Annotated in this window: 20 protein-coding genes and 2 riboswitches; of the genes, 7 read left to right on the top strand and 13 right to left on the bottom strand. The window is 71.6% G+C overall.

Features of this window, described 5'->3' with window-relative positions; all coding sequences use genetic code 11:
- Positions 1–149 precede the first annotated feature (149 nt).
- The gene (locus tag G6G98_RS06225) at positions 150–1,313 is read right to left on the bottom strand and encodes an N-acetylglucosamine-6-phosphate deacetylase (RefSeq protein ID WP_164233189.1); all 1,164 of its coding nucleotides are present in this window, start codon (positions 1,311–1,313) and stop codon (positions 150–152) included.
- Positions 1,310–2,821, bottom strand: coding sequence for a family 20 glycosylhydrolase (locus tag G6G98_RS06220; RefSeq protein ID WP_164233192.1), 1,512 nt, complete (start codon positions 2,819–2,821; stop codon positions 1,310–1,312). Before G6G98_RS06220 ends, G6G98_RS06225 begins: the two co-directional genes overlap by 4 nt.
- A 70-nt stretch (positions 2,822–2,891) precedes the next feature.
- Positions 2,892–2,976: riboswitch (ZMP/ZTP riboswitch) on the top strand.
- A gap of 39 nt (positions 2,977–3,015) precedes the next feature.
- Here G6G98_RS06220 and glyA point away from each other — a divergent pair.
- A complete protein-coding gene (gene glyA, locus G6G98_RS06215) occupies positions 3,016–4,290 on the top strand; it encodes a serine hydroxymethyltransferase (RefSeq protein ID WP_164233194.1) in 1,275 nt (424 codons plus the stop codon).
- Between the two features lie 160 nt (positions 4,291–4,450).
- Positions 4,451–5,329 (top strand): bifunctional methylenetetrahydrofolate dehydrogenase/methenyltetrahydrofolate cyclohydrolase, encoded by an 879-nt coding sequence (locus tag G6G98_RS06210; protein WP_067349776.1) that lies wholly within the window; start codon positions 4,451–4,453, stop codon positions 5,327–5,329.
- 132 nt (positions 5,330–5,461) lie between these two features.
- Here G6G98_RS06210 and G6G98_RS06205 read toward each other — a convergent pair whose 3' ends face one another.
- Positions 5,462–6,025 (bottom strand): TetR/AcrR family transcriptional regulator, encoded by a 564-nt coding sequence (locus G6G98_RS06205; RefSeq protein WP_243842020.1) that lies wholly within the window; start codon positions 6,023–6,025, stop codon positions 5,462–5,464.
- Positions 6,026–6,092: 67 nt separating this feature from the next.
- Between G6G98_RS06205 and G6G98_RS06200 the strand changes: the two genes are divergently transcribed.
- Complete coding sequence (locus G6G98_RS06200; RefSeq protein ID WP_164233198.1) at positions 6,093–6,569, top strand: DUF4188 domain-containing protein; 477 nt, start codon at positions 6,093–6,095, stop codon at positions 6,567–6,569.
- 113 nt (positions 6,570–6,682) lie between these two features.
- On the opposite strand, the gene G6G98_RS06195 is transcribed toward G6G98_RS06200, so the two are convergent.
- From G6G98_RS06195 to thiE, 4 genes are all read right to left on the bottom strand, one after another.
- Positions 6,683–7,405 (bottom strand): DUF6882 domain-containing protein, encoded by a 723-nt coding sequence (locus G6G98_RS06195; RefSeq protein WP_164233200.1) that lies wholly within the window; start codon positions 7,403–7,405, stop codon positions 6,683–6,685.
- 22 nt (positions 7,406–7,427) lie between these two features.
- Positions 7,428–8,669 (bottom strand): MFS transporter, encoded by a 1,242-nt coding sequence (locus tag G6G98_RS06190; RefSeq protein ID WP_067349788.1) that lies wholly within the window; start codon positions 8,667–8,669, stop codon positions 7,428–7,430.
- Between the two features lie 102 nt (positions 8,670–8,771).
- Entirely contained in the window at positions 8,772–9,893 is a 1,122-nt protein-coding gene (surE, locus tag G6G98_RS06185) for a 5'/3'-nucleotidase SurE (RefSeq protein WP_067349791.1), read from the bottom strand.
- 113 nt (positions 9,894–10,006) lie between these two features.
- Positions 10,007–10,690, bottom strand: a complete 684-nt coding sequence (thiE, locus tag G6G98_RS06180) for a thiamine phosphate synthase (RefSeq protein ID WP_164233204.1) — start codon at positions 10,688–10,690, stop codon at positions 10,007–10,009.
- 11 nt (positions 10,691–10,701) lie between these two features.
- Positions 10,702–10,802, top strand: a riboswitch (TPP riboswitch).
- Here thiE and thiO point away from each other — a divergent pair.
- The 4 genes from thiO to G6G98_RS06160 all read left to right on the top strand — a co-directional run bounded on the left by thiO (position 10,795) and on the right by G6G98_RS06160 (position 14,222).
- Positions 10,795–11,979, top strand: a complete 1,185-nt coding sequence (gene thiO, locus G6G98_RS06175) for a glycine oxidase ThiO (protein WP_164233206.1) — start codon at positions 10,795–10,797, stop codon at positions 11,977–11,979. Its footprint overlaps the riboswitch before it by 8 nt.
- Positions 11,976–12,224 (top strand): sulfur carrier protein ThiS, encoded by a 249-nt coding sequence (gene thiS, locus G6G98_RS06170; protein WP_164233208.1) that lies wholly within the window; start codon positions 11,976–11,978, stop codon positions 12,222–12,224. Before thiO ends, thiS begins: the two co-directional genes overlap by 4 nt.
- A 31-nt stretch (positions 12,225–12,255) precedes the next feature.
- Positions 12,256–13,065, top strand: a complete 810-nt coding sequence (locus tag G6G98_RS06165; RefSeq protein WP_067349802.1) for a thiazole synthase — start codon at positions 12,256–12,258, stop codon at positions 13,063–13,065.
- Positions 13,062–14,222 (top strand): ThiF family adenylyltransferase, encoded by a 1,161-nt coding sequence (locus G6G98_RS06160; RefSeq protein ID WP_208321431.1) that lies wholly within the window; start codon positions 13,062–13,064, stop codon positions 14,220–14,222. The genes G6G98_RS06165 and G6G98_RS06160 overlap by 4 nt, the downstream gene beginning before the upstream one ends.
- On the opposite strand, the gene G6G98_RS06155 is transcribed toward G6G98_RS06160, so the two are convergent.
- From G6G98_RS06155 to G6G98_RS06130, 6 genes are read right to left on the bottom strand one after another with little or no spacing between them, the layout of a single operon-like run.
- A complete protein-coding gene (locus tag G6G98_RS06155) occupies positions 14,216–15,019 on the bottom strand; it encodes an HpcH/HpaI aldolase family protein (RefSeq protein WP_067349807.1) in 804 nt (267 codons plus the stop codon). The two genes, G6G98_RS06160 and G6G98_RS06155, sit on opposite strands and share 7 nt — an antisense overlap.
- A complete protein-coding gene (locus tag G6G98_RS06150; RefSeq protein ID WP_067349809.1) occupies positions 15,004–15,792 on the bottom strand; it encodes a 2-keto-4-pentenoate hydratase in 789 nt (262 codons plus the stop codon). Before G6G98_RS06150 ends, G6G98_RS06155 begins: the two co-directional genes overlap by 16 nt.
- A complete protein-coding gene (gene hpaD, locus G6G98_RS06145; protein ID WP_067349811.1) occupies positions 15,789–16,955 on the bottom strand; it encodes a 3,4-dihydroxyphenylacetate 2,3-dioxygenase in 1,167 nt (388 codons plus the stop codon). The genes G6G98_RS06150 and hpaD overlap by 4 nt, the downstream gene beginning before the upstream one ends.
- 14 nt (positions 16,956–16,969) lie before the next feature.
- Entirely contained in the window at positions 16,970–18,466 is a 1,497-nt protein-coding gene (gene hpaE, locus G6G98_RS06140; RefSeq protein WP_067349814.1) for a 5-carboxymethyl-2-hydroxymuconate semialdehyde dehydrogenase, read from the bottom strand.
- Complete coding sequence (locus tag G6G98_RS06135; protein WP_164233210.1) at positions 18,466–19,149, bottom strand: GntR family transcriptional regulator; 684 nt, start codon at positions 19,147–19,149, stop codon at positions 18,466–18,468. Before G6G98_RS06135 ends, hpaE begins: the two co-directional genes overlap by 1 nt.
- Positions 19,146–20,624, bottom strand: coding sequence for a fumarylacetoacetate hydrolase family protein (locus G6G98_RS06130; RefSeq protein WP_164233212.1), 1,479 nt, complete (start codon positions 20,622–20,624; stop codon positions 19,146–19,148). The genes G6G98_RS06135 and G6G98_RS06130 overlap by 4 nt, the downstream gene beginning before the upstream one ends.
- Between the last annotated feature and the right edge of the window lie 51 nt (positions 20,625–20,675).

Raw genomic sequence — 20,675 nt, 5'->3', positions numbered from 1 at the left:
GGGGCGGCGCCCGAGGTGCCGGTGCGAGGGGGGCAACAGCACCGGTCGGGTGGCCCGGGAGCACGCAGGGGAGGAGCGACCGGGCCCCCGCTCTGCTCTGGGGATGAGGCCGCCGATCTGGGGACCGGCGGCCTCCCCCTCGAGGGGACTCAGCGCGCGCCGACCCGTACGTCCACGACGTGCAGCTCCGCATCCAGGAGCACCGCGTCGCCGGGGAATCCCGCACTCAATCCGCCGACCGAGGCCCCGAGGCCGATCGCGGCCGCCGGGGTCCTGGTCAGCGCACGCACGGCGTCCGCGAGCGGGACCCCTGCTGCCACCGCACGGCGCAGCGCGACATCCTGCGTGAGGGTCGAGCCGGCGATCGACCCGGTGTCGTCGGCGCGGGCGATCCCGTCCTTCACGGTCACGCTGACCGCGCCGAGGTCGTAGTGGCCGTCGGCGCTGCCCGCCGCGGCCATCGCGTCGGTGATCAGCGCGACCCGGCCGGGAGCCGAGTCGAACAGCAGCCTGATCACCAGCGGGTCGAGGTGCACGTTGTCGGCGATCGCCTCCAGCACCACGCGGTGATCGGATGCCGCGGCGAGCACCGGCCCCGGGGCGCGGTGGTGGATGCCGTTCATGCCGTTGAACGCATGCGTGAGGATCGAGGCGCCCGCTTCGAAGGCCGCGACGGCGACCGCGGCATCCGCGTCGGTGTGGCCGACCGCGGCGGCCGCGCCCGCCTGCACGATCAGCCGGACGGCGTCGAACCCGCCGGGAAGCTCAGGCGCGATCGTGACCTGCCGCACGGTGCCGCGGCCGGCCTCCAGCAGCCGCTCCACGTCGGCGGCCACGGGAGCGCGGAGCAGTGAGGGCTCGTGCGCACCGTGGTGGCCGGGGTCGAGGAACGGCCCCTCGAGGTGGGAGCCGAGGATGTCGGCATCCGTCCGCATCAGCTCCGCGATGTCGGCCACGCTCCGGGCCAGCGCGTCCAGCGGAGCGGTGACCAGGGAGATCACGGCGCGGGTCGTGCCGTGTTCCCGGTGCAGGGCGCGCCCGGTGCGGATCGCCTCCACGCCGTCGTCGAACGCCGCGCCGGCGCCGCCGTGACCGTGGATGTCGATGAAGCCCGGGGTGAGGATCGCGCCGGGGCCGGCCGTCGCGACCGCGTCGACGACCTCGTCGGCGGGCGCCCAGTCCGAGCCCGTGCCGGTGGCGGCGACGCGGCCGTCCTCGACGCGGACCCAGGCGTCTTCGACGACGGCGCCCGCGTCGACCAGTCGGGCGGAATGGATGACGAGCGAGCCCGTCGTCGCGGTGTGCACGGTCATCGGTCGCTCCAGGTGATCTCGGCGGACGGGTGGAAGTCGATTCCCTCAGCCTTCCACAGCGGGGCCATGGCCCCGAGGCGCGCACGGAAGGACTCCCAGGTGCGCTCCGGGGACTCCCGCGGCGACCAGGCGATCTCCGCCTGCGCGGCGGCGCGCGGGAAGGCGAGGCGCTCGACCTCGGCGAGGGTGCGGGTCGTCTCGCTCCACAGCGGCGCCTCGACGCCGAGGATGGCGGCATCCGGAACGTCGAGCACCGCGGTCGGCTCCCACTCGTAGGCCGTGCGCACGTCGATGACGCCAGCCCAGGCGAGTCCGAGCGGGAAGTCCTCCGCGTACTTCATGTCGAGGTAGGCGGTGTTCGAGGGGGACAGGATGAGGGCCCCGCCGCGCTCGACGAAGCGCGCGGCCTCCTCGGCGTGCGTGCCCTCCGGGGTGGTCCTGCCCCAGTACTGGCCCACGGTGCCCTCGGCGATGCCTGGCGCCGAGCCCATCTCGTGCCACGCGACGGGCGTCTTGCCCGCCTCGACCACGATGGCCGTCACCCGTTCGGCGAACAGGTCGAAGTCGGCCTGCGGGGTGCCCAACGACTCGTCGCCGCCGACGTGGAGGTACGGGCCCGGGGTCAGCTTCGCGAGCTCGCGGACGACGTCGCGGACGAAGTCGTAGGCGCGGGCCTCGTGGATGCGGACACTCGAATGACCGACGCCCCAGCCGAGGTAGGGCTCACCGGCCACCGGCAGCGGCTGACCGAGCCGCGCGGACTCGGCGATGAGCTCGTCGTTGAGCACGGGGGCCTCGACGAGCTCCGGATAGGCGACGCCGATCGCATGGGTGTGGCCGGGCAGGTCGATCTCGGGGATCACGATCATGTGGCGGGATGCCGCGTAGGCGACGATCTCGCGGTAGTCGTCCTTCGTGTAGAAGCCGCCCGGATCGCCGCCGGCCGCGGTCGCCCCGGCGCGCTCGGTGAGCAGCGGCCAGGAGGCGATCTCGATCCGCCAGCCCTGGTCGTCGCTGAGGTGCAGGTGCAGGTGGTTGAGCTTCAGCGCGCTCGCCGCGTCGATGAACCTCTTCACGTCGTCGACGCCGAAGAAGTGCCTGGCGACGTCGAGCATCACGCCCCGGCGCGGGAAGCGGGGGGCGTCGGAGACGTCAGCCTGTCGCAGGCTCCAGCTGCCGTCCTCGTCCTCGCGCAGGAGCTGCAGCAGCGTCTGCACGCCGTAGAACAGTCCGGCCTCGTCGGCGCCGACGATCTCGGCGGTCTCCCCGACGGAGAGGGTGTAGCCCTCGGATGCAGCGACTGCCGGGTCGATGCGCAGGGTGATCTCGGCAGGCGCTTCCGCCTGTGCGAGGCGGATGCCGGTGCGCCGCTCGACCGCGTCGATCAGTTGTGGCACCGCCGGGGAGTCACCCGCCACGCGGATCGCCGCGGTGACCGGCATCCGTCCTTCCCCTGCGGTGGCGGACACGGGCGCGGGCACGAGCGGCAGGGGATGAGGAAGGACCATGAACAAAACCTACCGTGCGAGGTGGGGCGGGTAACAGAGGGGAAGTGCTCCCCGCAGCATCCGCTATGCTCGTAACCGTCGCGACTGGCGTCTGGGTGGACTACCACCGGGGAGCGACTGACCACGGAATTCGACCGCGCGCCTGGGCCGATGGAAGCATCCCTTTCGAATCCGTTGTCAGAGGAGCACGTCACATGACCGACCGTTACTTCAACGCCCCGCTCGCCGAGGTCGACCCCGAGATCGCCGAGGTCCTCGACCGCGAGCTCAAGCGCCAGCAGACGTTCCTCGAGATGATCGCATCCGAGAACTTCGTGCCCGTCTCCGTGCTGCAGTCGCAGGGCTCGGTGCTCACCAACAAGTACGCCGAGGGCTACCCCGGCCGCCGCTACTACGGCGGCTGCGAGGAGGTCGACGTCGCCGAGGAGCTCGCGATCCAGCGCGCGAAGGACCTCTTCGGCTCGGAGTTCGCGAACGTCCAGCCGCACTCCGGCGCCTCCGCGAACGCGGCCGTGCTGCACGCGATCGCCCGCCCCGGCGACACGCTGCTCGGCCTCTCGCTCGACCAGGGCGGCCACCTCACCCACGGCATGAAGATCAACTTCTCCGGCCGTCTCTACGACATCGTCGCCTACGGCGTGAACCCCGAGACCTCCACCATCGACATGGACGAGGTGCGACGCCTCGCCATCGAGCACAAGCCGAAGGTCATCATCGCCGGCTGGTCGGCCTACCCGCGCACGCTCGACTTCGCCGCGTTCCGCGCGATCGCCGACGAGGTCGGCGCTCTCCTCTGGGTCGACATGGCGCACTTCGCCGGCCTCGTCGCCGCGGGCCTGCACCCGAACCCGGTGCCGCACGCCCACGTCGTCTCCTCGACCGTGCACAAGACCATCGGCGGCCCGCGCTCGGGCTTCATCCTCACCAACGACGCCGAGATCGCGAAGAAGATCAACTCCGCCGTCTTCCCGGGCCAGCAGGGCGGACCGCTCATGCACGTCATCGCGGCCAAGGCCACGGCCTTCAAGCTCGCGGCGACCCCCGAGTTCAAGGAGCGCCAGGAGCGCGTCCTGCGCGGTGCGGCCATCCTCGCCGAGCGCCTCTCGCAGCAGGACGTGAAGGATGCCGGCATCGGCGTGCGCTCCGGCGGCACCGACGTGCACCTGGTCCTCGTCGACCTGCGCGACGCGGCGATCGACGGCAAGCAGGCGGAGGACCTCCTGCACGAGATCCACATCACCGTGAACCGCAACGCCGTGCCGAACGACCCGCGCCCGCCGATGGTCACCTCCGGCCTGCGCATCGGCACCCCGGCACTCGCCACCCGCGGGTTCGGCGACGCCGAGTTCACCGAGGTCGCCGACATCATCGCCCTCGCGCTGCTCCCCGGCGCCGATGTCGAGGCGCTCCGTGCCCGCGTCGACGCCCTCGCCGCCGCGTTCCCGCTGTACCCCGACCTGCAGCAGTAACGGCGTTTCGTCTCTGCGTTTCGACTCGCTTCGCTCGCTCGACGACCGTCTTCTCGCTCAACGACCGGGTCCCTCCCGGTCGTTGAGCGAGGAGCGGAGCGACGAGACGAAACGCTCCCGGTATCCGGCATCCGACTCCCGCCTCGAAAGGGCTCCTGACATGACCGCGAAGATCCTCGACGGCAAGGCCGCAGCCGCATCCATCAAGGCCGAGCTCACGGAGCGCGTCGCCGCTCTCAAGGAGAAGGGCATCGTCCCCGGCATCGCGACCGTGCTCGTCGGCGCCGACCCGGCATCCCAGCTGTACGTGGGCATGAAGCACCGCCAGTCCGAGGCGATCGGCATGAACTCGATCCAGCGCGAGCTCCCCGCCGACGCCACGCAGGAGGATGTGGAGGCGCTGATCGACGAGCTCAACGCCGACCCCGCGTGCCACGGCTACATCGTGCAGCTGCCGCTGCCGAAGCACCTCGACACCGATGCGATCCTCGAGCGGATCGACCCGGCGAAGGATGCCGACGGCCTGCACCCGACCAACCTCGGCCGGCTCGTGCTGAACGTGAACAGCCCGATCACGACGCCGCTGCCGTGCACGCCCCGTGGCGTGATCGAGCTGCTGCTGCGCAACGACTACGACCTCAAGGGCAAGCACGTGGTGGTCGTCGGGCGCGGCGTCACCATCGGCCGCCCGATGGGACTGCTGCTGACCCGGCGTGACATCAACGCGACCGTCACCCAGGTGCACACCGGCACGCCAGACATGTCGCCGTACCTCCGCCAGGCCGACGTGATCGTCGCCGGCGCAGGCGTGAAGCACCTCATCAAGGCCGAGGACGTGAAGCCGGGCGCCGCCGTGCTCGACGTGGGCGTCACGCGCGAGACGGATGCCGAGACCGGCAAGAGCCTCGTCTTCGGCGACGTGCACCCGGACGTGGCCGAGGTCGCCGGCTGGATCTCCCCGAACCCGGGCGGCGTCGGCCCGATGACCGTCGCCCTCCTGATGACGAACGTGGTCGAGGCCGCCGAGCGCCTGGTCTGAGGCCTGTCCGTATCGCTCCGGTCGCACTTGAGCACAGTCTCGCGCCTGCGCACTGTGCTCGACTGCGACCGGAAGCGGGCTGAGCGACCCGAAGCGGGCTGAGCGACCGGAACCCGACCCGGGGGCGGCGCGTCAGCGCGGCGGGAAGGCGCGCTCCACGGCATCCAGTGCCGCGGCGTAGACGACGTCCCAGTCCGTCACCTCGGGGGCGACCGCGGCGAGCTCCAGGGCCACCGAGCCGTGAACCTGCGCCCACACGGTCACCGCGGCGGTCATCACCTCGTCCTCGGGCACGCGCGCCGCGAGCGTCCGGACCAGCGGTGCCATCGCAGAGCTCATGACCTCGGCGTCCGGAGCGCAGCCCGCGGCGTCGGTGATCGCCCCGCCGAACATCAGCCGGTACAGCGCGGGGTTGGCCTTCGCCCAGTCGCGATACGCCAGACCGAGAGCGCGGAGGCCCGCGCCCTCGGTCGAGGCCTGCGCGGTGCCGAAGGACGTGAAGCCGTGCTCGATCACCGCCACCAGCAGCTCGGCCTTGCCGCCGAACAGGGCGTAGATCGCCGAGGTCGACGTTCCGGCCCGCTGGGCGATGTCGCGCAGGCTGATCCGTTCCGGGCCCTCCCTGTCCACCGTCTCGGCGGTGATGTCGAGGAGGCGGTCGCGGAGGGCTTCGTCGTAGGTCGCGGGTCTTGCCATGGGATGGATCGTATCGTAACGTTGTTGCATAACAGCGTTACATAACAATGTCCCCAAGGAGGGTCCGATGGTCCAGCATGTCTTCCCCGGTCGCTTCACCGCCACCCCGGAGCGATCCGACATCACCGTCTTCCTCATCGGGATGCGCGCCAACCGCTGGTGGCAGGTCGCCAAGGTCGCGCGCGTCGCCGGCAAGATGGGGCCGATGCTGCGGCATCTCGCCCAGCATCCGGATGCCGGAATGCTCGGCGCCCACAACTGGTTCGGCCGCACGACGCTGCTGCTGTCGTACTGGGAGAGTCCCGAGCACCTGCAGCGCTTCGCCGCCGATCGCGATGCTCCGCACCTGCAGCCGTGGCGCGACTTCATGCGCACGCTGCAGGGCTCCGGCAGCGTGGGCGTCTGGCACGAGACCTATCAGGTGCCCGTCGCCGACCTCGAGGCCGTGTATGTCGACATGCCCGCGTTCGGCCTGGCCGCGGCGACCACGCACGCCCCGATCGGCCCGGGCATGAAGACCGCGCGTCAGCGGCTCGGACGCTGATCGCCTCGCACGGATGCCGCGGCAACCCCGTCGTTCCGGTCGCAGAAGAGCACGGTGCTCGAGCGTGGGACTGTGCTCTTCTGCGACCGGAGCCGTGGGAGAGCGTGTGGACCTCAGGCCTGCGGGGTCAGGGAACCCTCGATGCCGGTGATCCGGGCCTGCTCGTCGAAGCGGAAGGCGGCCTGACCGCCGGCGTCGGCGACGATCGCACCGGTGTAGGCCTCGTCGGTCCAGGTGAGATTCCACCCGGCGAGCCGGGCGAGGTCCCACACGGAGGTGCGGGCGTCGGGGAGATCGAGTCCGGCGAGGATGCGGGGGAGCGAGGCCACCGATCCGGACACGGTCAGCGGCGGGAGCGGGGCGTCGAGCAGGAACACCGCCCTGGTCCCTCCGCCGACCGGCGCCGAGTAGTACGGCGAGCCGCCGGTGATCTCGACCGCCGCCCCGCCGACCTGATGGGCGGCCGCCGCGATCCAGTCCTCGTCGCCCGCGGCGTCGGCCGGGAACGGGAGCTCGCCGACGGTCAGCTCGGCGATGCCGTGCGCGGCGCCGTAGTCGCGCAGCCGCGTGGCGATGCCGCTCCGGTCGCCGTGGGGGTGCGCCCAGGCCCACAGCAGCGAGCGGGGCGCCGGGGCGATCGTCGCGATCAGGTGCGCTCGTGCGACCAGCCGGCGCGATGCGTCGGCATTCGCCGAGAAGATGATCGTGCCGTCCGTCATGTCGGCATCCCAACGGTGCTCGCCCAGCGCCTCCGCAGCGGTGAGCAGCTGGTCCTGGCGGAGGGCGGTGAACAGGGCGGCACGGTCGGCGAGAGGCTGAAGCGCGGCGAAGGTCATGAGGACAGTCTCACCCCGATTGCTATGAATCCACCGACGCGGTGACCTCGGCGAGGGCCCCCTCGGCACGGCCCATGCGCCACACGCTCGGGATGAGCATCGTGCCGAGGGCGACGACGGCGTACACGATCGCCGAGCCGACGAGCAGTGCCGACACGTCGACGTGCCCGATGAGCCAGCCGAACGCGAGGGTGCCGACCGGCATCGCGACGAAGCTGGCGAGCATGTCGTAGCTGGCCACGCGCGACAGCTTGTCGCCCGGGATCTGCTCCATCTCGGTGACGTTCCAGCCGGTGTTGAAGATCTCCACCCCGGCGCCCGCGACGAAGGCGGCGATCGCGACGAGGAGGGCGTGCGGGTACAGGCCGAGCATCGCCAGCGGGATCGCGAGCGCGCTCACGGCGAGCATGCCCCAGCGCAGCGGGCGGCGCAGCGGCAACCACATGAGGATGAGCGTCATCACGAGGATGCCGGCGCCCTCGGCGCTGACCACCCAGCCCCAGCCGGTGATGCCCAGGCGCGGGTCGTTCTTCGCGAGGTACGGCCCCGCGACACCCCACGCGCCGATGTGGATCGCGTTGAGCAGCATGAAGGCGAGGCAGATCGTCCACATCCAGGTGCGCGACCAGAACTCGTGCCAGCCGGTGCGCAGGTCTCGGAAGAAGCTGGACCCGGACGGCGACGGCGCAGGGAGCCGCACCATCGCGAGCAGGACGATCGCGATCGCCCAGCCCGCGCCCTGGATCACCATCACCCAGGCGGGTCCCGCCGTCGCCACGATGACGCCGGCGATGATCGGGCCGCCGATGGTCGTCGCCGAGCGCACGAACGAGAGCATCGCGTTCGCCTGCTGCAGGTGCTCGGGGGTCGTCAGCTGCGGGATGATGCCCTGCATCGCCGGCATCACGAACGCCGACGACGCGCCGTTCACCGCGGCCAGGAGCGCCAGCATCGGCACCGTCGCCGTACCGGTGAAGAGGAGGGCGGCGGTCGTTCCGATCGAGAGGATGTCGACCACGTAACAGGTCTGGATGACGAGGGCGCGGGGCAGCCGGTCGGCCACGACGCCGCCGAAGATGAGGAACACGACGTTGGCGAGCGTGTGGATGGTCAGCACGATCGCCAGCGAATCCGGGGCGTTGTCGATGCCGAGCACGGCGAAGGCGAGCGCGATCGACGACATCGACCCGGCGATCATCGTGATCGCGCGGGCGAGGAAGAACCAGCGGAAGCCGCGGTCCTGCATCGCGGCCAGGCCTCGCATCACCGGTGGGCCCGTTGTCTGCGCATCCGCCCATCCTGCCACGGCCGGAATGCGACGAGTCCCGGTGCGCTCGCGGAGCGCACCGGGACTCGATTCAGGGTGTCAGGGGCGAGGGGCGTCGTGCTCGACGAACTTCTCGACCTGCGCGAGCTCCTGCTGCCCGCCCATCTTGTAGCCGAAGGTGCGGTCCCAGCTGATCGGCGTCACCGAGATCGTGCTGTTGAACCAGGACGCGGTGACGTCCGCATCCGACCGCTCCTCCTCGCACGAGGCCTGGTCCTCACCCGCCACGTCGGCGCACAGTCCGAGCACGATCCGGTACGAGCCGTTCGGCTGGACGGCGTAGCTGTGGTAGGCCAGCGTCTGCGAGCCGACGGACGACCACACGGCGGGCTGGGCCTCGGCGCCCTGCGAGACGTTCGGGTAGTTCACGTTGAGCCCGAACTCGCTCTGCATGAGCAGGCCCTCGGCGCGGAGACCGATGAGGAACTGCGCACCCCACTCGGCGGTCGAGCGGTAGTTCACCAGCGGGAAGCTGGAGAGGTCGTTCGTGCCCGCGGTGCTGAAGGCGACGGCCGGGATGTCGTGCTCGATGGCCGCGAGGGCGGCGCCCACCGTGCCGGAGTCGCTCACGGAACTCGCCACGTTGAGGCCGGAGTTGATGCCGGAGACGACCAGGTCGGGGTGCTCCCAGCCCACCGTCGCGTGCAGGCCGCCGCGGGTGGCGAACTTCACGGTGTCGGCGGGAGTCGCGCTGGGGCTCGTGGGCTGGCACGGGCCGTCCTGCACGCACAGGCCGAAGACAGCGCCGCCCGAGGGCGCGTCGGCGCAGTCGTCCGCGTACTCCGCGCTGACGTCCTCGCCGGCGTTGGTGATCACGGGGTCTTCGCCGAGCGTCAGCACGCCGCTGTTGGTGACCGCGGAGCCGCGGCCGCTCTGCACCTGCCACGGGGCGATGACGACGACGTCGGCGCCGGCGTTGCAGAGGGCGCGGCGGATCTCGTACAGGCCGAGGCCGTCGGAGTTGTTCGGCCGGTCGGCGCGCATCGAGTCGTCGTTCGTGACGAGGATCCTGAGGCCCTCCAGCGACGTGGCTGCGACGGGTCTGCCCTGCGATGCGCCGGGCGAAGCGGAGGCGAGGCCGGCGCCGGCCAGCAGTGAGACGGACATCAGCGCAGCAGCCGCGATTGCGCAGGCGCGCGCCAGGGGACGGAACGAAGCCATGAGTGCTCCCTCGGGTAGGGGCCGACGACGGTGTCGGGTATGGCGAAGATACCGGCCTCAGGCAAATCCCGTCAACGTTAAGGTTTTTGATCCGGCGGTGACGAACGGACGACTCACGCCAGGCGGGCGCGCAGCGACCGCGCCACCGCTTCCGTGTCGGCCGCCTCGGTCACCGCCCGGACCACCACCACACGCGAGGCGCCGGTGGCGAGCACGTCGTCGAGGCGCTCCCCGGCGGAGACCCCGCCGATCGCGAACCACGGCTTCGCGGTGCCGGTCGCCGCGACGGCACGGAGCGGTCCGAGTCCGACCGCGGCGCGACCGGGCTTGGTCGGCGTCTCCCACACCGGGCCGACGCAGAAGTAGTCCAGCCCAGGATCGGCATCCGCCTCGAGAGCCTGCGTCACCGAGTGCGTCGACCTGCCGAGGATGACGTCGTCGCCGAGGAGCTCCCTGGCCTGCGCGGTCGTGAGATCTCCCTGTCCGACGTGGAACACGTCGGCGCCGACGAGCGCCGCGACGTCCGCGCGGTCGTTGACGGAGAACAGCTTGCCGTGACGGCGGGCGACGGCGGCGAGCACCTCGAGCGCCTCGATCTCGGCGCGCGCCTCGAGCCCCTTGTCGCGCAGCTGCACGATGTCGACGCCTCCGGAGTACGCCGCCTCCAGGAAGTCCGCCAGGTCCCCCTCGGCGGTGCGGGCGGTGGTGCAGACGTACAGTTTCGCGGCGGCGAGCAGCTCCCGGCGGCGGGCGCGGAGACCGGCGGCGTCGGCGACGGAGGGGAGGAGTGCGGGCATAGCCCTAGAGTAGAGGTGTCCGCGGGAGCCCAGAGGGGCTGAGAGGGCCACGTGCCGACCGCTGAACCTGATACGGGTCATACCGTCGTAGGAAAGGGCACGCAATGCGCATCGCTGTGATCGGCGCCGGGATCATCGGCCTGGCGACCGCCGACGAGCTGGTCCGTCGAGGACACGACGTCGCCGTCTGCGATCCGCGGCCGGCCGGCGGAGCGAGCCACGCCGCCGCGGGGATGCTCGCCCACGCTGCCGAGGCCGCCTGGGGGCAGGAGGCGCTGATGTCGCTCATGGCGGCGTCGGCCGCGCGCTACCCGGGATTCGTGGCGCGGCTCGCCGCCTCCGCCGGGCACGCCGTCGGCCACCGCGTCGACGGGACGCTCTCGGTCGGCGTCGACGCAGCCGATCGCGAGGCGCTCGCCGCGCTGGCGGAGCTGCAGCGCGCGCACGGCCTGCCGGCGGAACGGATGACGGGTTCCGCGGCGCGCGAGCGGGAACCGGCGCTCGGCCCGGCGGTCACCTCCGCCGTGCTCACCGTCGACGACCACCAGGTCGACCCGCGGCAGGTCACCGCCGCCCTGCTCACGGTGCTCGGCGACCGCGTCCGGCCCGAGAGCGTCGATGCGGTGATCCGCACGGCCGGTGCGGCGACCGGCATCCGCCTCGCGTCGGGCACGGAGATCGAGGCGGATGCGGTCGTGGTCGCCGCCGGCCTCGGCAGCGCGGCGATCGAGGGCGTCCCGTCGCTCCCGCTGCGGCCCGTCTGGGGCGACATCCTCCGGCTGCGGATTCCGGAGGGGCTGCGCCCGCTCCTGACGCTCACGGTCCGTGCACAGGTGCGCGGACGGTCGGTGTATCTCGTGCCGCGGGACGACGGCACCGTCGTCCTCGGGGCGTCGGTGCGCGAGGGCAGCGTCGAGGGGGTGCAGGCCGGATCCGTGCTCGCGCTGCTCCGCGATGCGGACACGGTCGTCCCCGGCATCGGCGAGTGCGAGATCGTCGAGATGCTCGCCCGCCCCCGCCCCGGCAGCCCCGATGCCGTACCGCTGCTGGGCCGGGTCTCACCGGGCCTCGTCGTGTCGACCGGCTTCGACCGGCACGGCGTGCTGCTCACCCCGCTCGCTGCGGAGGTGGGGGCCGACCTCGCCGAGGGGCGAGACGTCGACGCCGCGCTGCTCTCCGCCATGGATCACCGACGGTTCACCGCGGCCGGCGACCGCGAGGCGGCCGGCTCGCGGACCGCGCCCGCCCTCGCCGACCTGGTCGGCGCCCTACCGGAAGGCTCGCGATGACGACCCTGCACACCGTCCGCCTCAACGGCGCCGACCACGAGGTCCCCGCCGGCTCCACCCTCCTCGGCGTCGTCGCCGATCTCACCGGCCATGCGCTGCGCGCCGACGGCTCGCGCGCCGACGGCGGTCGTCTCGGGGTCGCCGCGGCGGTGGGCGGGACCGTTGTCCCGCGAGGGCGCTGGGTCGCCCGGGACATCGCCCCGGGCGACGAGATCGAGATCGTCACCGCCGTCCAGGGCGGCTGAGCACCCTTCCCCTCACACGAGACGAGCACCTATGAGCCTCACCGTCACCGCCACCGATCCGTTCACCGTCGCGGGGGAGACGTTCTCCTCGCGCCTGATCATGGGCACCGGGGGCGCCTCCAGCCTGTCGCTGCTCGAGGACGCGCTCGTCGCCTCCGGCACCGAGATCACCACGGTCGCGATCCGCCGCTTCTCGCCTGCGGGGCGGGACTCGGTCTTCGCGATGCTCGAGCGCCTCGGCGTGCGGGCGCTGCCCAACACGGCCGGCTGCTACACCGCCCGCGATGCGATCCTCACGGCGCAGCTCGCCAGGGATGCGCTGGAGACCGACTGGATCAAGCTCGAGGTGATCGCCGACGAGGAGACTCTGCTGCCCGATCCTGTGGAGCTGTTCCGCGCCGCCGAGGAGCTCGCGGCCTCCGGCTTCCGGGTCTTCGCCTACACCAACGACGACCCTGCCCTCGCGCGACGACTGGAGGACGTCGGCGTCAGCGCCGTCATGCCGGCCGGTTCGCCCATCGGCAGCGGCCTCGGCATCCTCAACCCGCACAACATCGAGACGATCGTGTCGCGCGCGTCGGTGCCGGTCGTGCTCGACGCGGGCGTGGGGACGGCATCCGATGCCGCGCTGGCGATGGAGCTGGGCGTCGACGCGGTGCTGCTGGCGAGCGCCGTCACGCGGGCTCAGGACCCGGCCGGCATGGCCAGGGCGATGCGGTCCGCCGTGGAAGCCGGCCGGCTGGCCAGGGCCGCGGGCCGCATCCCGAAGCGCCCGCTCGCGTTCGCCTCGTCGGCCGCCGAGGGACTGATCGCCGCGCGACCGTCGGAGGACGACCTGTGAGCCTGCCCGCTCTCGTCGAGCCCGGCCCGCCCCTCTCTCCGTCGCGCGCCGCGCGGTTCGCCCGGCACCTCACGCTCCCGGGGGTCGGCGCGCTCGGCCAGCGGCGCCTCGCCGCCTCGCGCGTGCTCGCGATCGGGGCGGGCGGCCTCGGCGCGCCTGTGATCCAGTACCTCGCCGCGGCCGGCGTCGGCCGGATCACCGTGATCGACGACGACCGGGTCGAGCGCACGAACCTGCAGCGCCAGGTGCTGCACACCGAGGGCGACGTCGGCAGGCCCAAGGCGGAGTCCGCCCGCGACGCGGTCGCGCTGCGCGACTCCGCCGTCGACGTCACCGCCCTGGTCGAACGGCTCGGCCCGGACAACGCGCTCGCGCTGTTCCGCGACCACGATCTGGTGCTCGACGGCAGCGACAACTTCGCCACCCGCTACCTGGTGAACGACGCCGCGGAGCTCACCGGCACACCCGTGGTGTGGGGGAGCATCCACCGCTTCGCCGGCCAGGTCAGCGTCTTCCACCCCGGCCACGGCCCGATGCTCCGCGACCTCTTCCCCGACATCCCGGATGCCGGGTCGATCGAGTCGTGCGCGACGGGCGGCGTGTTCGGCGTGCTCTGCGGGGCCGTCGGGTCGGCCATGGCCGCCGAGGCGCTGAAGCTCCTCTGCGGGATCGGGGAGCCGCTGATCGGGCGGCTCGCCCGCTACGACGCGCTGTCCGCCCGCTGGGACGAGCTGCGCTTCACCGCCGACCCCGAACGGCCGCCGGTCGCGGACCTCGAGGAGGTGGCGGTCGCCTGCCGGGCGCTGTCGCAGCAGGGGAGAGACGACGACATCACGGCCGGCGAGGTCGCCGCGCGTCTCGAGCACGGCGGGCAGGGGATCGCCGTGGTCGACGTGCGCACGCGCGCCGAGAGGTCCGTTCACGCCATCGAGGGCTCGGTGCCTGTGCCGCTGGACCGGATCCTCGCCGAGGGCTGGCCGGCGGTCGCCGAGGCGCTCGGGGCGGGCGCGGCGGACGGGCGCGACATCGTCGTCACCTGCCAGGCCGGCATCCGCTCGGCGCGTGCGATCGACGCGCTCGCCGCATCCGCGCCGGCCGGGACCCCGTTGCGGAACCTGGCCGGCGGGATGGACGCCTACGCGGCCCTGACTCAGTAGCTCGCGCGGGTGACCCCGTCGGATGCCGGGATGAACCGGGCCGCGAGCGACTCGGACGCACGGGCGAGCAGCGCCACGTCCGCGCCCACCGCGACGAAGTCCGCACCGGCCGCGATGTAGGCGTCGGCCGCGGCGGGGTCGAAGGCGTTGACGCCGACCGGCTTGCCGGCGCCCTGCACGGCGGCGAAGACCTTCTCGACGGCAGCCACGACCTCAGGGTGCGTCTGCTGACCGAGCAGTCCCATGGAGGCGGAGAGGTCGGACGGGCCGACGAACACCGCATCCACGCCGTCGACGGCCGCGATCTCGGCGGCGGCATCCACTCCGGCTGCCGTCTCGATCTGCACGGTCAGCGAGGTGTGCTGCGCCGACTCGTTCAGGTACCGCTCCACGCGGTTCCAGCGCGCGCTGCGGGCGAGGGCGCTGCCCACGCCGCGCACGCCCTCCGGCGGGTAGCGGGTCGCCGACACGGCGGCACGCGCCTCTTCCGCCGACGAGACCATCGGCACGATGATGTTCTGCGCGCCGAGGTCGAGCACCTGCTTGATCGCGACGGGGTCGCTCCACGGCACCCGCACCACCGGCGCGATCGGGTAGGCGGCGGCGACCTGCAGCTGCACCAGCACGCTCTCCAGCGTGTTGGCGGAGTGCTCCATGTCGATGAGGAGCCAGTCCAGGCCGGAGCCCGCGGCCACCTCGGTCACCAGGGGGCTGCCGGAACAGGCCCACATGCCGATGAGCGCGCGGTCGGAGCCGGCGATCCGCTCGCGGAAGGAGGGGTCTAGACGAAGCGGCATGAGATGGTTCCCATCGGTCCGTAGTCGCACAGCACCTCGTCGCCGCGCGACACCCACATCGGGCGCGTGAACGATCCTGCCAGGATGATCTCCCCGGCTTCCAGGCGCGCGCCGTGCTGGTGGAACTTGTTCGCGAGCCATGCGACGCCGGTGGCGGGATGACCGAGGACGCCGGCGGCGACCCCGGTCTCCTCGATCTCGCCGTTGCGCGACAGCACGCCGGGCACCCAGCGCAGGTCGATCTCGTCCGGCCGCTTGTGCACGTCACCGAGCACCATCGCGCCGTAGGCCGCGTTGTCGCTGATCGTGTCGACGATCGTGCGGCCCTCGAGCTCGATGTGCGAGTTCAGCACCTCGAGCGCCGGCACGGCGTAGTCGATCGCTGCGAGCGCGTCGTCGAGGGTGCAGTCGGGACCCTCGAGCGGATGCTTCAGCACGAACGCGAGCTCGACCTCGATGCGGACGTTCGAGAAGTGGTCGACCGGGATCTCCGAGCCGGACTCGTAGACGGTGTCGTCGAACATGACGCCGTAGTCGGGCTCGGTGATCCCCGTCGCCTGCTGCATCGCCTTCGACGTGAGGCCGATCTTGCGGCCCACCAGCTTCCGTCCGTCCGCGATCTGAGAGTCGCGCCAGACGCCCTGGATCGCGTACGAGTCCTCCACCGTCGCCTCCGGGTAGCGGGCGGTGATCCGCGGGATCACGCCGTGCGTCCGGTCGGCCTCGGCCAGCTCAGCGGCGATCTCCGCGATGGTCTCCGCGGGGAGGGTCACAGCTGGTGGCCCAGCTTGTACTCGCCCTGCTTCCACTCCGGCATCGACTCCTCGCCCTCGTCCGGGCGGGTGTACGAGAAGCCGTCGGCGCCGATGGTCACCGCCATCTCCGAGGAGTCCGTGCGGGCGACGACCGGCTGCGGGTTGCCGTCCAGATCGAGCACCAGAGAGGCGTCGGTATACCAGGAGGGCACGACCGGGTTGCCCCACCAGTCGCGGCGCTGGTTGTCGTGCACGTCCCACGTGATGACGGGGTTGTCCGGGTCGCCCGTGTAGTAGTCCTGCGTGTACACCTCGACGCGGTGGCCGTCGGGGTCGCGCAGGTACAGGTAGAAGGCGTTGGACACGCCGTGCCGGCCGGGACCGCGCTCGATCGCGTCGGAGCGGCGCAGTGCGCCGAGCTTGTCGCAGATCGCGAGGATGTTGTGCTTCTCGTGGGTCGCGAAGCACACGTGGTGCATGCGCGGCCCGTCGCCGCCGGTCATGGCGGTGTCGTGCACGGTGGGCTTGCGGCGCATCCACGCGGCGTAGACGGTGCCCTCCTCGTCCTGGATGTCCTCGGTGACGCGGAAGCCGAGGTCCTGCATGAACTTCACGGCGCGCGGCACGTCGGGGGTGACCTGGTTGAAGTGGTCCAGGCGCACGAGCTCGCCGGGGATGTGCAGGTCGTAGCGCCACGACATCCGCTCCACGTGGTCGGTCTGGTGGAAGAACTCGTAGGGGAAGCCGAGCGGGTCGACCACGCGCACCGAGTCGCCGATGCCCTTGACGAAGCCGTCGGGGTTGCGGCGCACGTCGCAGCCCAGCTCGGTGTAGAACTCGACGGCGCGGTCGAGGTCCTCCGGGGTGCGCACACGGTACGAGAACGCGGCGACGGCGGCGATCGGTCCCTTTCGCAGCACCAGGTTGTGGTGGATGAACTCCTCGGTGGAGCGGAGGTAGATCACCTCGTCGTCCTCGCTGGTGACGTACAGGCCGAGGATGTCGACGTAGAACTGGCGGGAGGCGGCGAGGTCGGTGACCACGAGCTCCATGTACGCGCAGCGCAGCACGTCCGGCGGGGTGCTCTTCGGGGTGGGGGTGGGGTTGTCCGGATGGATGGGCGCCTCCTGGCTCACGTAGAAGCCTGACGAGGTCAGCGTCATGTCGTCGCGGTTGGTCATCTCAGCGTCCTTGCTCAGTTCTTGCCGAAGGTGGGGTTGTGGGCGCCGCCGAGCGTGATGTGCACGCTCTGCTGGTCGGTGTAGAAGTCGATCGAGCGGTAGCCGCCCTCGTGGCCGAGACCCGAGGCCTTCACTCCGCCGAACGGGGTGCGGAGGTCGCGCACGTTGTTGCTGTTCAGCCACACCATGCCCGCCTCGACGGCGCCGGCGAAGTTGTGCGCCCGCTTGAGGTCGTTCGTCCAGATGTACGCGGCGAGACCGTACTTCGTGTTGTTCGCGAGCGCCAGCGCCTCCTCATCGGTGTCGAAGGGCGTGATCGCGACGACCGGGCCGAAGATCTCCTCCTGGAAGATGCGGGCGTCGGGGGAGACGTCGGCGAACACGGTCGGCGCGACGAAGTTGCCCTCGTCGAAGCCCTCCGGGCGGCCGCCGCCGGCGACGAGACGGCCCTCGCCCTTGCCGATCTCGACGTAGCTCATGACCTTCTCGTAGTGCTCCGGGTGCACCAGCGCGCCGACCTCGGTGGCAGGGTCGTGCGGGTAGCCGACCTTGACGCGCTTCGCCTGCGCGGCGTAGCGCTCGACGAACTCGTCGTAGATGTCGCGCTGCACGAGGATGCGCGAGCCGGCGGTGCAGCGCTCGCCGTTGAGGGAGAAGACGCCGAAGATGGTCGCGTCGACCGCGGCCTCGAGGTCGGCATCCGCGAACACGACGGCGGGGGACTTGCCGCCGAGCTCCATCGACAGGCCCTTCAGGAACGGGGCGGCGTTGCCGAAGATGATCTGGCCGGTGCGGCTCTCTCCGGTGAACGAGATGAGCGGCACGTCGGGGTGCTTCACCAGCGCGTCTCCGGCGTCCTCGCCGAGGCCGTTGACGAGGTTGAAGACGCCCTGCGGCAGTCCCGCCTCCTCGAAGATGCCCGCCCAGAGGGAGGCCGACAAGGGGGTGAACTCGGCCGGCTTGAGCACGACGGTGTTTCCCGTCGCCAGGGCGGGGCCGAGCTTCCAGGACTCGAGCATGAACGGCGTGTTCCACGGCGTGATGAGGCCGGCGACGCCGATCGGCTTGCGGTTCACGTAGTTCATCTGCTTGCCGGGCACCTTGAACGCGTCATCCGCCTGGGCGACGATAAGGTCCGCGAAGAAGCGGAAGTTCTCGGCGGCGCGGCGGGCCTGGCCCAGAGCCTGCGTGATCGGGAGCCCGGAGTCGTAGGACTCCAGCTCGGCGAGGCGGGCGTCGCGCGACTCCACGATGTCGGCGATGCGGTGCAGCACGCGGCTGCGCTCGCGCGGGAGCATCCGCGGCCAGGGCCCCTCGTCGAAGGCGCGCTTCGCCGCGGCCACCGCGAGCTCGATGTCGGCCTTCTTGCCTGCCGCCGCGGTCGTGTACGTCTGGTTCGTCACCGGATCGAGGACGTCGAAGGTGTCGCCGTCGATCGAGTCGACGAACGCCCCGTCGATGTAGTGCTGGATGCGGTCGGGAAGATCGGCGGGGATGCGGGAATCGGCCATCAGAACTCTCCTGGGGTGTTGTGGGAACGGCTGTGCAGCGCTTCGAGGAACGCGTCCCTCGTGCGCCAGCGGTGGTTTCGGGCGGCGAGCTCGATCTCGAGGGCGTCGGCGCCGTCGCGGATCAGCTCGAGGATGTGGGTGTGCTCGTCGACGGAGTGCTGGGCGCGGCCCGGCACGTACGCGAACGTCGAGTCGCGGATGCCGGAGAGGCGCGCCCAGCCGCGGTGCACGAGGTCGAGCAGGTGCGGATTCGGGCACGGCTCGAACAGCACGGAGTGGAACCGGCGGTTCAGCTCGGTGAAGGCATGCGCGTCGAAGTGCTCGAGCAGCCGCGCCATCCGCTCGTTGACCTCGGCCGCCTCGGCGAGGGCGTCGGAGCCGAGCAGGGGAGCGGAGAGCGCGGTCGCCGCGCCCTCGACGAGGCCGAGCGTCTGCATCGTGTGCGCGTACTCGCTCTCGTCGACGAGGGTCACGCGGGCTCCGACGTTCCGCTCGAAGGTCACCAGGCCCTCGGCTTCGAGGCGGCGGATCGCCTCGCGCACCGGCACCACGCTCATGTCGAGCTCTTCGGCGATGGACCCGAGCACGAGCCGGTAGCCCGGGCCGAAGGCCTGGCCGGAGATCCGGGAGCGGATCCACTGATAGGCCTGCTCCGACTTGCTGGCGCTCGCGAGCGTGGTCACCGGCGTGTCTCCGCGTCGTACTTCGCACGCCACTCCGCGTTCATCGGGAACAGCCCGTCGACAGGGTGGCCGGCCGCGACCTGCTCCGCGATCCAGGCATCCTCGATCTCCTGGGCGAGGGCGTCGTCGACGACCTCCTCGACCAGTGCCGGCGGGATGACGATCACGCCGTCGCCGTCGCCCACGATGATGTCCCCCGGCTGCACGGTCGCGCCGCCGCAGGAGATCGTGACATCGACGTCCCACGGGACGTGCTTGCGGCCGAGGACGGACGGGTGGGCGCCCTGCGAGAAGACGGGAAGGCCGATCTCGGCGACGGCGTCGTAGTCTCGTACCCCGCCGTCGGTGACGACGCCGGCCGCGCCGCGGGCCCTGGCACGGAGTGCGAGGATGTCGCCGAGGGTCCCGGTGCTGTCGTCGCCGCGCGCCTCGATGACGATGATCTCGCCCTCCTCCACCGCGTCGAACGCGCGCTTCTGGGCGTTGTAGCCGCCGCCGTGGCTCTTGAAGAGGTCCTCGCGGAAGGGCACGAAGCGCAGCGTCTTCGCCGTGCCGACGATCTTCGCCCCTGCGATGTTCGCGGAGACGCCGTCGATGAAGCAGGAGTGGTGACCGCGCTTGCGCAGCTGGGCGGAGAGACCGGCGGTCGGCGCCTCGAGCAGCTTCGCGCGCAGCTCGGGGGAGAGGCCTGCGGGCTGGGTCGCTGAGCCCGTCGAAGCGTCGACCGGCGGCAGCCCGGCCGCCTCGCGCGATCCCCAGGCCTCGGTGCGCTGCAGGTCGTCGACGGCGGGGAGCGAGCCGATCTCGCCGTCGAATGGGACCTCGCCCTGGGTGACCGTGGTGACCAGGCGGCCCGAGGTCGGCGCGCCGGGAGCATCCGGAGCATCCACCTCGATCTCGACGACGTCGCCGGGCACGATCACCGAGGATCCCGCGGGGGTGCCGGTGAGGATGACGTCGCCGGGCTCGAGCGTGAAGTGCTGCGAGAGATCGGCGACCAGCTGCGCCAGCGGGAAGATGAGGCCGGCCGTCGTGTCGTCCTGGCGGAGCTCGCCGTTCACCCAGGCCCGCACGCGCAGGGCGGCCGGGTCGACGATGCGGGCGTCGATGAGCTCGGGGCCGAGCGGGGTGTAGCCGTCTCCGCCCTTGGAGCGGACGTTCGAGCCCTTGTCGTTCGCGCGCAGGTCGTAGAGGCCGAGGTCGTTCGAGGCCGTCACCCAGCCGACGTGCGACCAGGCGTCCTCGAGGGACACCCGGCGTGCGGGGGTGCCGATCACGAGGGCGATCTCGCCCTCGAAGGCGAGCAGCTCGGTGCCGGCAGGGCGCTCGACCGTGCCTCCGGTGGCGCCGACGGAGCTCGAGGGCTTGAAGAAGTAGGAGGGGAATGCCGGGCGCCGCCCGCGCTGGTCGGCGCGTGAGGCGTAGCTCAGATGGATCGCGATGATCTTGCCGGGGCGGTTGATGGATGCCGTCACGGATGCGCCTCCTCGCGCTCGTCGTCGACGCCCTGTACGTCGTATCCGAAA

This window comes from Microbacterium hydrocarbonoxydans (genome assembly GCF_011752045.1).
Lineage (GTDB): Bacteria > Actinomycetota > Actinomycetes > Actinomycetales > Microbacteriaceae > Microbacterium.
This window is presented reverse-complemented; position numbering and strand designations above follow the sequence as displayed.

Coding starts and splice junctions, on each gene's coding strand:
- G6G98_RS06225 (WP_164233189.1), bottom strand. CDS start 1,313: ATGACCGTGCACACCGCGACGACGGGCTCGCTCGTCATCCATTCCGCC.
- G6G98_RS06220 (WP_164233192.1), bottom strand. CDS start 2,821: ATGGTCCTTCCTCATCCCCTGCCGCTCGTGCCCGCGCCCGTGTCCGCC.
- glyA (WP_164233194.1), top strand. CDS start 3,016: ATGACCGACCGTTACTTCAACGCCCCGCTCGCCGAGGTCGACCCCGAG.
- G6G98_RS06210 (WP_067349776.1), top strand. CDS start 4,451: ATGACCGCGAAGATCCTCGACGGCAAGGCCGCAGCCGCATCCATCAAG.
- G6G98_RS06205 (WP_243842020.1), bottom strand. CDS start 6,025: ATGGCAAGACCCGCGACCTACGACGAAGCCCTCCGCGACCGCCTCCTC.
- G6G98_RS06200 (WP_164233198.1), top strand. CDS start 6,093: ATGGTCCAGCATGTCTTCCCCGGTCGCTTCACCGCCACCCCGGAGCGA.
- G6G98_RS06195 (WP_164233200.1), bottom strand. CDS start 7,405: ATGACCTTCGCCGCGCTTCAGCCTCTCGCCGACCGTGCCGCCCTGTTC.
- G6G98_RS06190 (WP_067349788.1), bottom strand. CDS start 8,669: ATGCGAGGCCTGGCCGCGATGCAGGACCGCGGCTTCCGCTGGTTCTTC.
- surE (WP_067349791.1), bottom strand. CDS start 9,893: ATGGCTTCGTTCCGTCCCCTGGCGCGCGCCTGCGCAATCGCGGCTGCT.
- thiE (WP_164233204.1), bottom strand. CDS start 10,690: ATGCCCGCACTCCTCCCCTCCGTCGCCGACGCCGCCGGTCTCCGCGCC.
- thiO (WP_164233206.1), top strand. CDS start 10,795: ATGCGCATCGCTGTGATCGGCGCCGGGATCATCGGCCTGGCGACCGCC.
- thiS (WP_164233208.1), top strand. CDS start 11,976: ATGACGACCCTGCACACCGTCCGCCTCAACGGCGCCGACCACGAGGTC.
- G6G98_RS06165 (WP_067349802.1), top strand. CDS start 12,256: ATGAGCCTCACCGTCACCGCCACCGATCCGTTCACCGTCGCGGGGGAG.
- G6G98_RS06155 (WP_067349807.1), bottom strand. CDS start 15,019: ATGCCGCTTCGTCTAGACCCCTCCTTCCGCGAGCGGATCGCCGGCTCC.
- hpaD (WP_067349811.1), bottom strand. CDS start 16,955: ATGACCAACCGCGACGACATGACGCTGACCTCGTCAGGCTTCTACGTG.
- hpaE (WP_067349814.1), bottom strand. CDS start 18,466: ATGGCCGATTCCCGCATCCCCGCCGATCTTCCCGACCGCATCCAGCAC.